Origin of the sequence: Pseudomonas sp. SR18 (genome assembly GCF_023701505.1) — a bacterium.
Lineage (GTDB): Bacteria > Pseudomonadota > Gammaproteobacteria > Pseudomonadales > Pseudomonadaceae > Aquipseudomonas > Aquipseudomonas cyclaminis.
The window spans coordinates 50,804-67,787 of sequence record NZ_JAMQAU010000002.1 but is presented as its reverse complement, the minus strand read 5'-3'; the positions used below and the strand labels follow the sequence as shown (position 1 = coordinate 67,787).

Here is a 16,984-nt window from a genome sequence, read left to right as displayed (position 1 = left end):
CTGAACCCCTCTTTGTACAGCGTCTCAAGGCCTTCTCGAACCTTGGAGCCGATGGTGCGCCTCACTCTTTGCCGCGTCCAATGAACCCTTTTTTAATATTCCTATATCGTCTAGATAAATCGATATTTATTCTTTTTAAATCATCCACAATCCATGCACAGTGGGCTCCATAAGCACTCACCAGGAGTCACACCATGAGCCTAAGACTGGGCGATATCGCCCCCGACTTCGAACAGGATTCCAGCGCCGGCAAGATTCGTTTCCACGAATGGTTGGGCGATAGCTGGGGTGTGTTGTTTTCCCATCCGGCGGACTTCACCCCGGTGTGCACCACCGAGCTGGGTTTTACCGCCAAGCTCAAGGACGAGTTCGCCCAGCGCGGCGTCAAGGCCATCGCCCTGTCGGTCGACCCGGTGGATTCGCACCACAAGTGGATCGAAGACATCAACGAAACCCAGAACACTATCGTCAACTTCCCGATCCTGGCCGACGCCGACCGCAAGGTCTCGGACCTCTACGACCTGATCCACCCGAACGCCAGTGACACCCTCACCGTGCGCTCCTTGTTCGTGATCGACCCGAACAAAAAGATTCGCCTGACCATCACATACCCGGCCAGCACCGGGCGTAACTTCCACGAAATCCTGCGGGTCATCGACTCGCTGCAGCTGACCGACAACCACAAGGTCGCCACCCCCGCCAACTGGCAGGACGGTGATGAAGTGGTGATTGTGCCGTCGCTCAAGGATGAGGAAGAGATCAAGAAGCGCTTTCCCAAGGGCTATCGCGCTGTGAAGCCGTACCTGCGGCTCACCCCGCAACCCAATCGTTGAAGCGGATATAGCCATCGGGGGCAAGCCCCCTCCCACAGTTGACCGCGTTCTCCTGTGGGAGGGGGCTTGCCCCCGATGGTGTCGGTCAATGCAACACCTTTGAAAGTGAATCACAGCAGGGGTTTTCAGGCCGTTTCGACGGCCTTTTTTTTCGCCTGGCGGTTTATAACTCGCATATGCATTTAAAGAATAAACAAATGAAAAAATAAGATTTATAGATATATAAATCTGCTGATAAGGTCTGTCACATATTGGCGCCATCGCCACACAGCGAACCGCCGGCACTAGCTCAAGGAATTCCTGCATGTTGGTCGTAACACTTGGAGGCAGTCCCAGCCAGCGTTCCCGCTCCGGGGTCTTGCTGGAAAAAACCCGTCAATGGTTGCAAGACAAAGGCGTTGAAGTGGTGAGTTACCAGGTACGGGACTTCCCGGCCGAAGACTTGCTGCATGCGCGCTTCGACAGCCCCAAGGTCATCGACCTGCTGCAACAGGTGGCTAATGCGGATGGCCTGGTGATCGCCACGCCGGTGTACAAGGCGTCGTTCTCGGGTGCATTGAAAACCGTGCTCGACCTGCTGCCTGAACGCGCCCTGGCCCACAAGATCGTGTTGCCGATGGCCACCGGTGGCAGCATCGCCCATATGCTGGCCGTGGACTACGCGCTCAAACCGGTGCTGTCGGCGTTGAAAGCCCAGGAATTGCTCCACGGCATTTTTGCCGAAGACAGCCAGATCGCCTACGCCGAAGGCAGCGCTCAGGCGCAACTGGTGCCTGTGCTCGAACACCGTTTGCATGAGTCGCTGGAGCAGCTCTACAGCGCCATGGCCCGTCGCCCGAAACCGCTGGACCCCCATGTGTTGAATGACCGTTTGTTGACTGCTCGCTGGAGCATCTGAGCCTTACCCCTTTAAGAAACACTCACCTTACTCAGCCGCCAACGGCCAAGCAGGTGCAGCCAAAACCCTAATCGCATATTTGGAGAGAGCGCCATGCGCACTGTCATCTTGCGTCGTGGTCTGGTCGCACTGTTTGCTGCGGCTGTGTCCTTCGGCGCCATTGTTCAAGCTCAAGCCGCCGAGACCCTGCGGATCGGTTATCAGAAGTACGGCACCCTGGTGCTGCTCAAGGCCAAGGGCACCCTGGAAAAACGCCTGGCCGCCCAAGGCGTGCAGGTGCAATGGACCGAGTTTCCGGGCGGCCCGCAATTGCTTGAGGGCCTGAACGTCGGCTCCATCGACTTCGGCGTTACCGGCGAAACCCCACCGGTGTTCGCCCAGGCGGCAGGTGCCGATCTGCTCTACGTGGCCTACGAGCCGCCAGCGCCGACCAGTGAAGCGATCCTGGTGCCGAAAGACTCGACGATCAAATCGGTGGCTGAGCTCAAGGGCAAGAAAATCGTGCTCAACAAAGGCTCCAACGTGCACTACCTGCTGGTTCGTGCACTGGAAGACGCCGGCCTCAAATACACCGACGTGCAGACGGTGTTCCTGCCGCCCGCCGATGCCCGCGCCGCATTCGAACGTGGCAGCGTAGATGCCTGGGTGATCTGGGACCCATACCAGGCCGCCGCCGAGAAACAACTGCAAGCCCGCACCCTGCGCGACGGCAGCGGCATCGCCGACAACCATCAGTTCTACCTGGCGACCAAACCCTACGCCGAGCAGCACCCTGAAGTGGTCAAGGCGCTGATTGAAGAAGTGCGTGCCGTGGGCGAATGGTCCAAGGCCAACCCACAGGAAGTGACTGAACAAGTTGCGCCCCTGCTTGGCCTGCCGGCGGACATCACCCTGACCTCGGTGAAACGCCAAGGCTACGGCGCGCTGTTTCTGACCCCTGAGGTGGTCGCCGCCCAGCAGAAAATCGCCGATACCTTCTACCAACTCAAATTGATCCCCAAGCCCTTGAGCATCAAGGACGTGATCTGGACGCCACCCGCCGCTGTGGCCAAAGCGCCGTAATTCGACTTCTTCAGGAGACAACTCCATGAGCCTCAATATTTTCTGGTTCCTGCCTACCCACGGCGACGGCCATTACCTTGGCACCGCCGAAGGCGCTCGCGCCGTCGACCACGGTTATTTGCAGCAAGTGGCCCAGGCCGCTGATCGCCTGGGCTTCGGCGGGGTGTTGATCCCCACCGGACGCTCCTGCGAAGACTCGTGGCTGGTGGCCGCCTCGCTGATCCCGGTGACCCAGCGTCTGAAATTCCTTGTTGCCCTGCGCCCCGGGATCATTTCCCCGACGGTGGCGGCGCGTCAGGCTGCGACCCTGGATCGCCTGTCCGGCGGCCGTGCGTTGTTCAACCTGGTCACCGGTGGTGATCCGGAAGAATTGGCCGGCGATGGCTTGTTTCTCACTCACGAGGAACGCTACCAGGCGTCGGTGGAGTTCACCCGCATCTGGCGCCGTGTGCTGGAAGGCGAAACCGTGGATTACGACGGCGAGCACATCAGCGTCAAAGGCGCCAAATTGCTCTATCCGCCGATCCAGCAACCGCGTCCGCCGCTGTACTTCGGCGGTTCTTCCGAAGCCGCCCAGGACCTCGCCGCCGAACAGGTGGAAATGGTGCTGACCTGGGGCGAGCCCCCGGCCGCCGTCGCAGAAAAGATTGAACAAGTACGCGCCAAGGCCGCGAAACTCGGGCGCACCGTGCGCTTCGGCATTCGCCTGCATGTGATCGTGCGCGAAACCAACGATGAAGCCTGGAAAGCCGCCGACAAGCTGATCTCCCATCTGGATGACGACACCATCGCCCGCGCCCAGGCTTCCCTGGCGCGCTTCGATTCGGTCGGCCAGCAACGCATGGCCGCCTTGCATGGCGGCAACCGCGACAACCTCGAAGTCAGCCCCAACCTGTGGGCCGGTGTCGGCCTGGTACGCGGTGGTGCGGGCACTGCTTTGGTGGGCGATGGCCCAACGGTTGCGGCGCGGGTCAAGGAGTACGCCGCGCTGGGCATCGATACCTTTATCTTCTCCGGCTACCCACACCTGGAAGAGTCGTATCGCGTGGCTGAACTGCTGTTTCCGCACCTGGACATCGAACGTCCCGAGCTGCCGAAAAGCGCCGGTTACGTGAGCCCGTTCGGCGAAATGGTCGCCAACGACATCCTTCCCAAAGCTGCGTCACAGAGCTGAGGCGGCGTTATGAACCTTGAAAAATTGAGCCATCGCGTAGCGCCCTGGGTGCTGCCGATTCTATTGCTGGCGGTGTGGCAGTTGTCGGTGTCGGCGGGTTGGTTGTCGACGCGTATTCTGCCGGCGCCCAGTGCGGTGATTGAAGCCGGTGTCCACTTGGTTGCCAGTGGCGAAATCTGGACGCACCTGGCCATCAGTGGCTGGCGCGCCGGCCTGGGCTTTGTGATCGGCGGCAGCATCGGCCTGGCGCTGGGGTTTATCACCGGCCTGTCAAAGTGGGGCGAACGCCTGCTGGACAGCTCGGTGCAGATGATCCGCAACGTGCCGCACCTGGCGCTGATTCCGCTGGTGATCCTGTGGTTCGGGATTGACGAGACCGCGAAGATTTTCCTGGTCGCCCTCGGCACATTGTTCCCGATTTACCTGAACACCTATCACGGCATCCGCAACGTCGACCCGGCGCTGGTGGAAATGTCGCGCAGTTACGGTTTGTCCGGTTTCAGCCTGTTCTGGCAAGTGATCCTGCCGGGCGCGCTGCCTTCGATTTTGGTGGGTGTGCGTTTTGCCCTGGGCTTTATGTGGTTGACGCTGATCGTGGCGGAAACCATCTCTGCCAGCTCGGGCATCGGCTACCTGGCAATGAACGCCCGTGAATTCCTGCAAACCGACGTGGTGGTGCTGGCCATCGTGATGTACGCGATCCTCGGCAAACTGGCCGACCTGGCGGCGCGCGGTCTGGAGCGGGTGTGGTTGCGCTGGCATCCGGCGTATCAAGTGAATAAAGGAGGTGCGGCATGACGGCTCAACAACCTCCGCGCCTGCTCAAGGGGATACCCCTGGCGGTGCGCAAATTGCGCAAATCGTTCGGCGCACGGGAAGTGCTCAAAGAGATTGACCTGCACATTCCGGCGGGCCAGTTCGTGGCTGTGGTCGGCCGCAGCGGGTGCGGCAAAAGTACCTTGCTGCGCCTGCTGGCCGGCTTGGACAAAGCCAGTGGCGGCGAGCTGCTGGCCGGCTCCGCGCCGCTGAGCGAAGCGATTGAAGACACGCGGTTGATGTTCCAGGAAGCACGTTTGCTGCCGTGGAAAAAGATCATCGACAACGTGGGCCTGGGTCTCACTGGCAACTGGCGCCCCAAAGCGCTCGAAGCACTGGAAGCGGTCGGCCTGGCCGAGCGTGCCAATGAGTGGCCAGCAGCGCTGTCCGGGGGCCAGAAACAACGTGTTGCCCTGGCGCGTGCGCTGATCCATCAACCGCGCCTGCTGCTGCTCGATGAGCCATTGGGGGCGCTGGATGCCCTGACCCGCATCGAGATGCAGCAACTGATCGAAAACCTCTGGCAGAAGCACGGTTTCACCGTGTTGCTGGTGACCCACGACGTCAGCGAAGCCGTGGCGATTGCCGACCGGGTGATCCTGATCGAAGACGGCGAAATCGGCCTCGATTTGATCGTCGACCTGCCACGTCCGCGTGCCCGTGGTTCACACCGCCTGGCCGCGTTGGAAGCCGAAGTGCTCAACCGTGTGCTGTCGTTGCCCGGCACGCCGCCGGAACCCGAACCTGTTTCACCGCTGCCTACGCAATTGCGTTGGGCTCAATAACTCACTTGTCCCGCGAAGGAAAAACACCATGACTATCAAAGCCATCAACGTGCGTAACCAGTTCAAAGGCACCATCAAGGAAATCGTAGTCGGCGACGTGCTGTCGGAAATCGACGTGCAGACCGCCTCCGGGATCGTCACTTCAGTGATCACCACGCGCTCGGTCAAAGAGTTGGAGCTGGTGATCGGCAGTGAAGTGATTGCGTTTGTGAAGTCGACTGAGGTGTCGATCGCGAAGTTGTGATTGGTCTTGAGGCCGCCATCGGGGGCAAGCCCCCTCCCACATGTTGAACTGTGAACACACTCAAAATGTGGGAGGGGGCTTGCCCCCGATGAGGCCAGATCGGCCAATACAAGACTCAACGCTTGGGCAGGTACGCCGGCAAATACAGCCCCACGTAAGCATCAAACACACGCATTCCTTCCTCCGCCATGCGCGGCGTAATCAGCCCATGCTGATGCACCGAGCGCGCATACACGCGATCACTCAATTCCAACGCCAGCGCGAACACATCCACATCGGTGGGCAGGGTCGGCACTTCGAAGTGACGGCTGAACACCGCCAACATCAAATCCCCCAACTCCAGATCGTGCTGGCGATCTGCCTGGGTCACTTCGGTCAATCCGTGCTGGGCCAGGATCAACTGCCGAGCGGCGGCGTCGTTGCTGTAGATGGTGAGCATGCGCTGCTCGATCACGGAGGACAGGTCGCGCCAGTGCTTGAGCGGCTCATGCTCGATAGGCGCCTCAATGGCTGCCCGGAACGCCGCGTGCACATCGGCCGTCAACGCTTGCAGCAACGCCGGTACGCTGGCGAAAAAGTGGTACACCGACGACGGCGGAATCTGTGCACGTTCGGCCACGCTGTAGATCGACAAACTGGCCACGCCTTCGGCGGCCAGCAGGGTGCGGGCGGCGTCGAGGATCGCGTCGATCCGGGCCTGGCTGCGGGCACGGGGTTTACGCGGGGTGGCGGGGCGGGTGGTCATGAAAGTCTCCTACAAGGCAGCGGGCATTGTATGAGCCCTGAGGTGGGTTGTCTGCCAGACCGCCATCGGGGGCAAGCCCCCTCCCACATTTTGATCTGTGAACACACTCAAAGTGTGGGAGGGGGCTTGCCCCCGATAAGGCCGACTCGGTCCCCCGGAACAAACCCATAAAAAAACGCCACAGACCAAAGGCCTGTGGCGTTTTTTTAATGCAACAACCGCTTACACGGTATGCAGATACCAGTTGTACTCTAGGTCGGAGATGGAGTGTTCAAACTCTTCCAGCTCACTTTCCTTACAGGCGACGAAGATATCGATGTATTTAGGATCGATGTACTTGGCCATCACCTCGCTGTCGTCCAACTCGCGCAGGGCATCACGCAGGTTGTTCGGCAGGCTTTGCTCGTTCTGCTCGTAGCTGTTGCCTTCCACGGGTGCGCCAGGCTCGATCTTGTTGGTCAGACCGTGGTGCACGCCTGCCAGGACCGAAGCCATCAGCAGGTAAGGGTTGGCGTCGGCGCCGGCCACACGGTGTTCGATACGTACGGCGTCGGACGAGCCGGTCGGTACGCGAATCGCCACGGTGCGGTTGTCCAGGCCCCAGCACGGCGAGTTCGGCACGTAGAACTGTGCGCCGAAACGACGGTAGGAGTTGACGTTGGGGCACAGGAACGCCATTTGGGCGGGCAGGGTCTCCAGCACACCGCCGATCGCATGACGCAATGCGGCGTTCTGCTCGGGATCCTCGCTGGCAAAGATGTTCTTGCCGTCTTTGTCCAGGATCGAAATGTGAACGTGCAGCCCGTTGCCTGCCTGGCCTGGGTAAGGCTTGGCCATGAAGGTGGTGTCCATCTCATGGTCGTAGGCGATGTTCTTGATCAGGCGCTTGAGCAGTACCGCGTAATCGCACGCTTTGATCGGGTCGGCGACATGGTGCAGGTTCACTTCGAACTGCGCCGGGGCACTTTCCTTGACGATGGCGTCGGCCGGGATGCCTTGCTCTTTGGCACCTTCCAGAATGTCCTGGAGGCAGTCGACGTATTCGTCGAGGTCGTCGATCAGGTAGACCTGTGTCGAGTGCGGGCGTTTGCCGGAGATCGGCGAGCGGGGCGGTTGTGGGCGGCCGTTCACGTTCTCCTGGTCGATCAGGTAGAACTCAAGCTCGAAGGCAGCGCAGATGGTCAGACCGAGGTCGTCAAATTTGCTTACAACCTGGCGGAGCACTTCGCGGGGATCGGCGAAGAAAGGTTCACCTTCAAGTTCGTGCATGGTCATCAGCAGTTGCGCGGTAGGGCGCTTTTGCCAAGGCTCATTGCACAGGGTATCGGGGATTGGATAACAGATTCGGTCAGCATCACCGATGTCCAGACCCAGGCCGGTGCTTTCCACCGTCGAGCCATTGATATCCAGGGCAAATAAAGAGGCAGGCAGGTTAATGCCCTTCTCGTAAACCTTGTGGAGGCTGGTGCGTTCGATGCGCTTGCCGCGCACCACACCATTCATATCCGCAATTAGAAGGTCTACGTACAGAACCTCAGGATGATCCTTAAGGAACGCGTTCGCTTCGTTAAGCTGAACGGCACGCGGGGGTACCGACATGATGCAACACCTTTGTTGTTAAAAATATCAATCATTGATCTTTTCTGGTTTCAGTCAACCCGAACGGCATGCCGAAGTCAAGCGAGGCCTTTTTTGCCCTAAAAAAGCGCCGCGAAGCCTTTTTTGGGGCTTTTTGGGGCGGTTTTTTGCATTTGACCGGCTTGGGAATCGCAGGCTTGAGCGGGCCGTGTTGTATTTTTTACGGGGGTGTTGTGTAAAAAAATGAACAAGGCTAAGCTCGATTCAAACCCATAACAGCAATAATACCGGGGTGCTTCATGTTTCACCTGCCGCCACTCGGCGTCTATGCCTGCTTCTGCCAGGCGTTGTCCGCAGTCCGTTCGCCCCGCGTGAATGCCCCGGCACCGGCCAATATTCTTGACGGCCCGTCCGACCTTTTCTTTGCCCCCTCAACTGCCCCTGACCGGCGCCTTTTCAAGGAACCGATCAAGATTGTGCACGACTTTGGCGTGAGGAATGCAACGCTGCAGCAAATGGCAGGTAAGCTCCTACCCTGAATGAACAAACGACGCGGATGCTGCGTCAACCAACGCCTGGCCTTTAATGGATGCCAGGAAACCCAGCCCAGAGGCATTTATGAGTAACAACCTCGACCAGCTCACCGATTGGTTGAAAGACCACAAGATCACAGAAGTCGAATGCATGATTGGCGACCTCACCGGCATCACCCGGGGCAAGATCTCGCCGACCAACAAGTTCATCGCCGAAAAAGGCATGCGCCTGCCCGAGAGCGTTCTGTTGCAGACCGTGACCGGCGACTATGTCGAAGACGACATCTATTACGAATTGCTCGACCCGGCCGATATCGACATGATCTGCCGCCCCGACCAGAACGCGGTGTTCCTGGTGCCGTGGGCCATCGAGCCGACCGCCCAGGTGATCCACGACACCTACGACAAGCAAGGCAACCCGATCGAGCTGTCGCCGCGCAACGTGCTCAAGAAAGTCCTCCAGCTCTACGCCGACAAAGGCTGGCAGCCCATCGTGGCGCCGGAGATGGAGTTCTACCTGACCAAACGCTGCGAAGACCCGGACTTCCCGTTGCAACCGCCGATCGGTCGTTCCGGGCGCCCCGAGACCGGTCGCCAATCCTTCTCTATAGAAGCGGCCAACGAATTCGATCCACTGTTCGAAGACGTCTACGACTGGTGCGAACTGCAGGAGCTGGACCTCGACACCCTGATCCACGAAGACGGCACCGCGCAGATGGAAATCAACTTCCGTCACGGCGACGCGCTGTCCCTGGCCGACCAGATCCTGGTGTTCAAGCGCACCATGCGCGAAGCCGCGCTCAAGCACAACGTGGCGGCCACCTTCATGGCCAAGCCGATGACCGGCGAGCCCGGCAGCGCGATGCACCTGCACCAGAGCATCATCGACATCGCCACCGGCAAGAACGTCTTCTCCAATGAAGACGGGAGCATGAGCCAGCTGTTCCTCAACCACATTGGCGGCCTGCAGAAATTCATCCCCGAATTGCTGCCACTGTTTGCCCCTAACGTGAACTCGTTCCGCCGCTTCCTGCCCGACACCTCGGCGCCGGTCAACGTGGAGTGGGGCGAAGAAAACCGCACCGTCGGCTTGCGCGTACCGGATGCCGGCCCGCAGAACCGTCGTGTGGAAAACCGCCTGCCGGGCGCCGACGCCAACCCGTACCTGGCGATTGCCGCCAGTCTGCTGTGCGGCTACATCGGCATGGTTGAAGGCCATAACCCGAGCGCGCCGGTGGTGGGTCGTGGTTACGAGCGGCGCAACCTGCGTTTGCCGTTGACCATTGAAGACGCCCTGGAACGCATGGAAAACAGCAAGACCATCGAGAAATACCTGGGTCAGAAATTCATCACAGGCTACGTCGCGGTCAAGCGGGCCGAGCATGAAAACTTCAAGCGCGTGATCAGTTCGTGGGAGCGGGAATTCCTGCTCTTCGCCGTCTGATGCGCCGGGCGCGCGGCTCGCGCCGTGCGCCCTTCACTGAAATTTCAGGAGATTGGTATGTCCAGCAACAACCCGCAAACCCGTGAATGGCAAGCCTTGAGCAACGATCACCACCTGGCGCCGTTCAGCGACTTCAAGCAATTGAAAGAGAAAGGCCCACGGATCATCACCAAAGCCCACGGCGTGTATTTGTGGGACAGCGAAGGCAACAAGATCCTCGACGGCATGGCCGGCCTGTGGTGCGTGGCGATCGGTTACGGTCGCGATGAACTGGCCGACGCCGCCGCCAAACAAATGAAAGAACTGCCGTACTACAACCTGTTCTTCCAGACTGCTCACCCGCCGGTGCTGGAGCTGGCCAAGGCCATTTCCGACATCGCGCCTGCCGGCATGAACCACGTGTTCTTCACCGGGTCCGGCTCCGAAGGCAACGACACCATGTTGCGCATGGTCCGCCATTACTGGGCGATCAAGGGCCAGCCGAACAAGAAAACCATCATCAGCCGCAAGAATGGCTACCACGGCTCAACCGTGGCTGGCGCCAGCCTTGGCGGCATGACGTATATGCACGAACAGGGCGACTTGCCGATCCCGGGCATCACCCACATCGCCCAGCCGTACTGGTTTGGCGAAGGCGGCGACATGAGCCCTGAGGAATTCGGGATCTGGGCCGCCAACCAGCTGGAAGAGAAGATCCTCGAACTGGGCGTGGACACCGTCGGTGCCTTTATTGCCGAACCGATCCAGGGTGCCGGTGGTGTGATCGTCCCGCCCGCCACCTACTGGCCGCGCATCAAGGAAATCCTCGCCAAGTACGACATCCTGTTCGTGGCCGACGAAGTGATCTGCGGTTTTGGCCGTACCGGTGAGTGGTTTGGTAGCGACTTCTACGACCTCAAGCCAGACATGATGACCATCGCCAAAGGCCTGACCTCGGGCTATATCCCTATGGGCGGCCTCATCGTGCGTGACGAAGTGGTCGAGGTGCTGAACGAAGGCGGCGATTTCAACCACGGTTTCACCTATTCCGGTCATCCGGTGGCCGCCGCAGTGGCCCTGGAAAACATCCGCATCCTGCGTGATGAAAAAATCATCGAGCAGGTCAACAGCGAAACGGCACCCTATTTGCAGCGTCGTCTGCGCGAGCTCAATGATCACCCGTTGGTGGGCGAAGTGCGCGGTGTGGGTCTGTTGGGCGCTATTGAACTGGTGCAGGACAAGGCCACTCGCAAGCGCTATGAAGGCAAGGGCGTCGGCATGATTTGCCGCAACTTCTGCTTCAACAACGGCCTGATCATGCGCGCCGTGGGCGACACCATGATCATTTCGCCGCCGCTGGTGATCAGCAAGGCCGAGATCGACGAGTTGGTGACCAAGGCGCGCAAGTGTCTGGACCTGACTTTGGCGGCATTGCAGGGCTAAGTGCTAGTCTCCGCCTGCGGCAGATAACGCAGGCTGCGGCTCAAAAGAAAAAATTGGAGCATCACCAAATGAAGGCATTAGGTTTGAAGAACGCTGGCAAGACCCTCCTCGCCTTGTCCCTGATGGGCGCAATGGCGGGCGCGGCCCAGGCAGACGATAAAGTGCTGCACGTCTACAACTGGTCCGACTACATTGCACCGGACACCATCGCCAACTTCGAAAAAGAGTCGGGCATCAAAGTGGTGTACGACGTTTTTGACAGCAACGAGACCCTGGAAGCCAAGTTGCTGGCGGGCAAGTCCGGTTACGACATCGTCGTGCCGTCGAACAACTTCCTCGCCAAGCAGATCAAGGCCGGTGTCTACCAAGAGCTGGACACGTCCAAGCTGTCCAACTACAGCAACCTGAACAAGTCCCTGCTCAAAGCCGTGTCGGTCAGCGACCCGGACAACAAGCACGCCTTCCCGTACATGTGGGGTTCGATCGGCATCGGCTACAACCCGGAGAAGGTCAAGGCCGCACTGGGCGTGGACAAGATCGACTCGTGGGACGTGCTGCTCAAGCCTGAGAACATCGCCAAGCTCAAAAGCTGCGGCGTGAGCTTCCTCGATTCGCCAACCGAAATGCTGCCGATCGCACTGCATTACCTGGGCCTGCCGACCGACAGCCAGAAGAAAGACGATCTCAAGCAAGCCGAAGCGCTGTTCCTCAAGATCCGCCCATCGATTGGCTACTTCCACTCCTCCAAGTACATCTCGGACCTCGCCAACGGCAACATCTGCGTAGCCGTGGGTTACTCGGGTGACATCCAGCAGGCAAAATCCCGCGCGGCTGAAGCCGGTGGCAAGATCAAGGTTGCCTACGACATTCCGAAAGAAGGCGCCGGCAGCTTCTTCGACATGGTCGCCATCCCTAAAGATGCCGAAAACGTCGACGCCGCTTACAAATTCATGAACTACCTGCTCAAGCCGGAAGTCATGGCTTCGATCACCGACAGCGTGCGTTTCCCGAACGGTAACGAGAAGGCCACGGCATTGGTCGACAAGGACATCACCAGCGACCCGGGCATCTACCCGCCAGCCGATGTGCAAGCCAAGCTCTACGCCATTGCTGACTTGCCAGCCGCAACCCAGCGTGAAATGACGCGCAGCTGGACCAAGATCAAGTCCGGCAAGTAAGCCTCAACACCTGTGAGAGAGGGCTTGCCCCTCTCCCACACATTAAATGACAAAAAGTTTTGCCGGATCGGTTTATCGAGGGTAAGTTGCGCGCCGGTTTTGTTGCCGGGTAACAACTTCAGGCCCAACTATTTAAGAGGACCTCCACTTGCCAATTTCTTTATTTCGCAAAGCCATGCTGGTGGGTGCAGGTATCACGCTGGCTGTCAGCGTGCAGGCCGCATCGACGGTGCATATTTATAACTGGTCGGACTACATCGGTACCGACACCCTGGCCAACTTCGAAAAGGCCACCGGCATCAAGCCCGTGTATGACGTGTTTGATTCCAACGAAACCCTGGAAGGCAAGCTGCTGGCCGGGCGTACGGGCTACGACGTGGTCGTGCCGTCCAACCACTTCCTCGGCAAGCAGATCAAGGCCGGGGCGTTCCAGAAACTCGACAAGTCGTTGCTGACGAATTACGCAAATCTTGATCCGGCGTTGCTCAAGCGCCTGGAAAAGAACGACCCAGGCAATCAGTACGCCGTGCCGTACCTGTGGGGCACCAACGGCATCGGTTACAACGTCGACAAAGTGAAGGAAGTGCTGGGCGTCGACAAGATCGACTCCTGGGCCGTGCTGTTCGAGCCGGAAAACATGAAGAAGCTGGCCACTTGCGGTGTGTCCTTCATGGATTCGGCAGATGAAATGCTGCCGGCGGTGCTCAACTACATGGGCCTGGATCCCAACAGCACCAACCCGGACGACTACAAAAAGGCCGAAGAAAAGCTGCTCAAAGTGCGGCCCTACGTGACCTACTTCCATTCCTCCAAATACATCTCCGACCTGGCCAACGGCAACATCTGCGTGGCGGCCGGTTTCTCCGGTGATGTGTTCCAGGCCAAGGCCCGTGCGGCTGAGGCTGGCAAAGGCGTGAACATCGCCTACGCAATTCCGAAAGAAGGCGGCAACCTGTGGTTTGACGTGCTGGCGATCCCCAAGGACGCCGCCAACGTCAAAGAGGCCCACGCCTACATCAACTATTTGCTGCAACCTGAGGTCATCGCCCAGGTCAGTGATTACGTCGGTTACGCCAACCCTAACCCAGGGGCGGACACACTGATGAAGCAATCGATACGCACCGACGAAGCGGTTTACCCACCGCAGGCGGTTCTCGATCGGACATTCGTCAACTTCGAGCTACCCCCGAAAGTGCAACGTTTAATGACCCGTAGTTGGACCAAGGTCAAGACGGGCAAGTAAGGCTCAACCTATCCAAGGTTCGTCCGTATTGGACGTTCTGCACTCTTTTTTTCTGGGAGTTTCGTAAATGGCAGTTGCCTCCGGCGCCTATAAGAAAGCCCTCGAAGGGGACCAGACACCGAAGAAGGTGCTGGTCAAAATCGACCGGGTCACGAAGAAGTTCGACGAGACGATTGCCGTGGACGATGTGTCCCTGGAAATCAAGAAAGGCGAGATCTTCGCCCTGCTCGGCGGTTCGGGTTCGGGCAAGTCCACCTTGCTGCGCATGCTCGCAGGTTTCGAGCGCCCGACTGAAGGGCGCATCTACCTCGACGGTGTGGACATCACCGACATGCCGCCCTACGAGCGGCCGATCAACATGATGTTCCAGTCCTACGCCCTGTTCCCACACATGACGGTGGCACAGAACATCGCTTTCGGCCTGCAACAGGACAAGATCCCCAAGGCCGAAGTCGACGCCCGCGTGGCCGAGATGCTCAAGCTGGTGCAGATGAGCCAGTACGCCAAGCGCAAGCCACACCAGTTGTCCGGTGGCCAGCGTCAGCGTGTGGCCCTGGCCCGTTCCCTGGCCAAGCGCCCCAAACTGCTGCTGCTCGATGAGCCCATGGGGGCGCTGGACAAGAAATTGCGTTCGCAGATGCAGCTTGAGCTGGTCGAAATCATCGAGCGAGTCGGCGTGACCTGCGTGATGGTGACCCACGACCAGGAAGAGGCCATGACCATGGCCGAACGCATCGCGATCATGCACCTGGGCTGGATCGCGCAGATCGGCAGCCCGATCGACATCTACGAAACGCCTACCAGCCGTCTGGTGTGCGAGTTCATCGGCAACGTCAACATTTTCGACACCCAAGTGGTGGACGACGCCGAAGGCCACGCGGTGCTCAAGTGCCCGGACCTGGACCGCGACATCTACGTGGGCTACGGCATCGCCACCTCGGTGGAAGACAAGTCGGTGACCTACGCGATTCGCCCGGAAAAACTGCTGGTGACCACCGAAATGCCGACCTGCGAGCACAACTGGTCCAGCGGCAAGGTGCACGACATCGCCTACCTGGGTGGCCACTCGGTGTTCTACGTGGAGCTGCCGAGCGGCAAGTTGGTGCAGTCCTTCGTGGCCAACGCCGAGCGCCGTGGCCAGCGGCCGACCTGGGGTGATCAGGTGTACGTGTGGTGGGAAGACGACAGCGGCGTGGTACTTCGCTCATGAACACAAAAAAGCTCAAGCGGCGCTTGAACCGCCTCGTCCCCAGTGGCAAGCAGGTGGTCATCGGGATTCCGTTCCTGTGGCTGTTCCTGTTTTTCGCCCTGCCGTTTTTTATCGTGCTGAAAATCAGTTTTGCCGAAGCCGACGTAGCGATCCCGCCGTACACCGAGATCTACACCTACGTTGAGCAGAAGCTGCAAGTGGTGCTGAACCTGGCCAACTACAGCTTGCTGGCGGGCGACGAGTTGTACATCGCCGCGTACCTGGGCTCGCTGAAGATGGCGTTTTTCAGCACGCTGCTGTGCCTGCTGATCGGGTACCCGATGGCCTACGCCATTGCCACCGCGCGCAAAGAGATGCAGACCGTGCTGGTGCTGCTGATCATGATGCCGACCTGGACTGCGATCCTGATCCGCGTGTATGCGTGGATGGGCATCCTCAGCAACAACGGGCTGCTCAATGGCTTCCTGATGTCCATGGGGCTGATCAACGAACCGCTGCAGATCCTCAACACCAACATCGCGGTGTATATCGGCGTGGTCTATTCGTACCTGCCGTTCATGATCCTGCCGCTGTACGCGAACCTGGTGAAGCATGACCAGAGCCTGCTGGAGGCCGCGTCGGACCTGGGTTCGAGCACCTTCAACAGCTTCTGGAAAATCACCGTGCCGCTGTCAAAGAACGGCATCATCGCGGGCTGCATGCTGGTGTTTATCCCGGTGGTGGGCGAGTTCGTGATTCCGGAACTGCTGGGCGGCCCGGAAACCCTGATGATCGGTAAAGTGTTGTGGCAAGAATTCTTCAACAACCGTGACTGGCCGGTGGCGTCTGCCCTGGCGGTAGTGATGCTGGCGATCCTGATCGTGCCGATCATTCTGTTTAACCGCAGCCAAGCCAAAGAATTGGAGGGCAAGATATGAAGCGCGTCAGTTTCTCAAGCTTCATGCTGGTGGCGGGGTTGCTGTTCATCTACCTGCCAATGCTGATCCTGGTGATCTACTCGTTCAACGAATCCAAGCTGGTGACGGTGTGGGGCGGTTGGTCGATCAAGTGGTACGTGGGCCTGCTGGACAACACCCAGTTGATGGGGTCGGTGGCCCGCTCCCTGGAAATCGCCTGCTACACGGCGGTTGCCGCAGTGGCGTTGGGTACGTTGGCGGCGTTTGTGCTGACGCGCATCAGCCAGTTCAAGGGCCGTACGCTGTTCGGTGGCCTGGTGACGGCGCCTCTGGTGATGCCGGAAGTGATCACGGGTCTGTCGCTGTTGCTGCTGTTCGTGGCCATGGCGCAGATGATCGGTTGGCCCCAGGAGCGTGGCATCGTCACCATCTGGATCGCCCACACCACGTTCTGTGCGGCGTATGTGGCGGTGGTGGTGTCGGCGCGCTTGCGTGAGCTGGACCTTTCGATCGAAGAGGCAGCCATGGACCTCGGCGCGCGGCCGTGGAAGGTGTTCTTCCTGATCACCATCCCGATGATCGCGCCGTCGCTGGCGGCGGGCGGCATGATGTCGTTTGCGCTGTCGCTGGATGACCTGGTATTGGCCAGCTTCGTGTCGGGCCCGGGCTCGACGACCTTGCCGATGGAAGTGTTCTCGGCCGTGCGTCTTGGGGTTAAACCCGAGATCAACGCCGTGGCCAGCCTGATCTTACTGGCGGTGTCGCTGGTGACCTTCCTGGTGTGGTTCTTCAGCCGTCGCGCCGAAGAACACCGCAAGAAAGCCATTCAGCAAGCCATCGAAGAAGCGGCAGAAGATGGCTGGAAACAGCCGGACAAGCGCCGGGCGCCTGCACCGGTCTAAAGCCTGGTGTAATACAAAATG

General features: G+C 59.4%; 17 protein-coding genes. 15 read left to right on the top strand and 2 right to left on the bottom strand.

Features of this window, described 5'->3' with window-relative positions:
• Positions 1–194 precede the first annotated feature (194 nt).
• From NDJ82_RS04130 to NDJ82_RS04100, 7 genes are all read left to right on the top strand, one after another.
• A complete protein-coding gene (locus NDJ82_RS04130) occupies positions 195–833 on the top strand; it encodes a peroxiredoxin (RefSeq protein WP_016978988.1) in 639 nt (212 codons plus the stop codon).
• Between the two features lie 304 nt (positions 834–1,137).
• Entirely contained in the window at positions 1,138–1,731 is a 594-nt protein-coding gene (ssuE, locus tag NDJ82_RS04125; RefSeq protein WP_250924980.1) for an NADPH-dependent FMN reductase, read from the top strand.
• Positions 1,732–1,824: 93 nt separating this feature from the next.
• Positions 1,825–2,793: a sulfonate ABC transporter substrate-binding protein gene (locus tag NDJ82_RS04120; RefSeq protein WP_099585915.1), complete on the top strand. Its 969-nt coding sequence runs from the start codon at positions 1,825–1,827 to the stop codon at positions 2,791–2,793.
• Between the two features lie 25 nt (positions 2,794–2,818).
• Positions 2,819–3,967: an FMNH2-dependent alkanesulfonate monooxygenase gene (gene ssuD / locus NDJ82_RS04115; RefSeq protein ID WP_099585914.1), complete on the top strand. Its 1,149-nt coding sequence runs from the start codon at positions 2,819–2,821 to the stop codon at positions 3,965–3,967.
• A gap of 9 nt (positions 3,968–3,976) precedes the next feature.
• The gene (ssuC, locus tag NDJ82_RS04110) at positions 3,977–4,765 is read left to right on the top strand and encodes an aliphatic sulfonate ABC transporter permease SsuC (RefSeq protein WP_112192704.1); all 789 of its coding nucleotides are present in this window, start codon (positions 3,977–3,979) and stop codon (positions 4,763–4,765) included.
• Positions 4,762–5,568 (top strand): aliphatic sulfonates ABC transporter ATP-binding protein, encoded by an 807-nt coding sequence (ssuB, locus tag NDJ82_RS04105; protein ID WP_032884247.1) that lies wholly within the window; start codon positions 4,762–4,764, stop codon positions 5,566–5,568. Before ssuC ends, ssuB begins: the two co-directional genes overlap by 4 nt.
• 28 nt (positions 5,569–5,596) lie before the next feature.
• Complete coding sequence (locus NDJ82_RS04100; protein ID WP_003176783.1) at positions 5,597–5,812, top strand: TOBE domain-containing protein; 216 nt, start codon at positions 5,597–5,599, stop codon at positions 5,810–5,812.
• Positions 5,813–5,927: 115 nt separating this feature from the next.
• On the opposite strand, the gene NDJ82_RS04095 is transcribed toward NDJ82_RS04100, so the two are convergent.
• Together NDJ82_RS04095 and NDJ82_RS04090 are read right to left on the bottom strand one after the other, a co-directional pair.
• Positions 5,928–6,557: a TetR/AcrR family transcriptional regulator gene (locus NDJ82_RS04095; protein WP_099585912.1), complete on the bottom strand. Its 630-nt coding sequence runs from the start codon at positions 6,555–6,557 to the stop codon at positions 5,928–5,930.
• A gap of 222 nt (positions 6,558–6,779) precedes the next feature.
• Positions 6,780–8,156, bottom strand: coding sequence for a glutamine synthetase family protein (locus NDJ82_RS04090; protein WP_003213894.1), 1,377 nt, complete (start codon positions 8,154–8,156; stop codon positions 6,780–6,782).
• 278 nt (positions 8,157–8,434) lie between these two features.
• On the opposite strand from NDJ82_RS04090, the gene NDJ82_RS04085 reads away from it, so the two are divergent.
• The 8 genes from NDJ82_RS04085 (at position 8,435) to NDJ82_RS04050 (ending at position 16,963) form a co-directional block, all read left to right on the top strand.
• Positions 8,435–8,674 carry a hypothetical protein gene (locus NDJ82_RS04085; RefSeq protein WP_099585911.1) on the top strand — a complete coding sequence of 80 codons (240 nt, stop codon included), beginning with the start codon at positions 8,435–8,437 and terminating at the stop codon, positions 8,672–8,674.
• Between the two features lie 79 nt (positions 8,675–8,753).
• Positions 8,754–10,112 carry a glutamine synthetase family protein gene (locus tag NDJ82_RS04080; protein ID WP_099585910.1) on the top strand — a complete coding sequence of 453 codons (1,359 nt, stop codon included), beginning with the start codon at positions 8,754–8,756 and terminating at the stop codon, positions 10,110–10,112.
• Positions 10,113–10,169: 57 nt separating this feature from the next.
• Positions 10,170–11,534: an aspartate aminotransferase family protein gene (locus NDJ82_RS04075; protein WP_099585909.1), complete on the top strand. Its 1,365-nt coding sequence runs from the start codon at positions 10,170–10,172 to the stop codon at positions 11,532–11,534.
• A gap of 83 nt (positions 11,535–11,617) precedes the next feature.
• The gene (locus tag NDJ82_RS04070; protein ID WP_099586239.1) at positions 11,618–12,712 is read left to right on the top strand and encodes a polyamine ABC transporter substrate-binding protein; all 1,095 of its coding nucleotides are present in this window, start codon (positions 11,618–11,620) and stop codon (positions 12,710–12,712) included.
• 148 nt (positions 12,713–12,860) lie between these two features.
• Entirely contained in the window at positions 12,861–13,955 is a 1,095-nt protein-coding gene (locus tag NDJ82_RS04065; RefSeq protein WP_099585908.1) for a polyamine ABC transporter substrate-binding protein, read from the top strand.
• 67 nt (positions 13,956–14,022) lie between these two features.
• A complete protein-coding gene (locus NDJ82_RS04060; RefSeq protein ID WP_003195240.1) occupies positions 14,023–15,165 on the top strand; it encodes an ABC transporter ATP-binding protein in 1,143 nt (380 codons plus the stop codon).
• Positions 15,162–16,082, top strand: a complete 921-nt coding sequence (locus tag NDJ82_RS04055) for an ABC transporter permease subunit (RefSeq protein ID WP_099585907.1) — start codon at positions 15,162–15,164, stop codon at positions 16,080–16,082. Before NDJ82_RS04060 ends, NDJ82_RS04055 begins: the two co-directional genes overlap by 4 nt.
• On the top strand, positions 16,079–16,963 hold the full coding sequence (locus NDJ82_RS04050; RefSeq protein WP_250924979.1) for an ABC transporter permease subunit: 885 nt from the start codon (positions 16,079–16,081) through the stop codon (positions 16,961–16,963). The genes NDJ82_RS04055 and NDJ82_RS04050 overlap by 4 nt, the downstream gene beginning before the upstream one ends.
• The last annotated feature ends 21 nt before the right edge of the window (positions 16,964–16,984 follow it).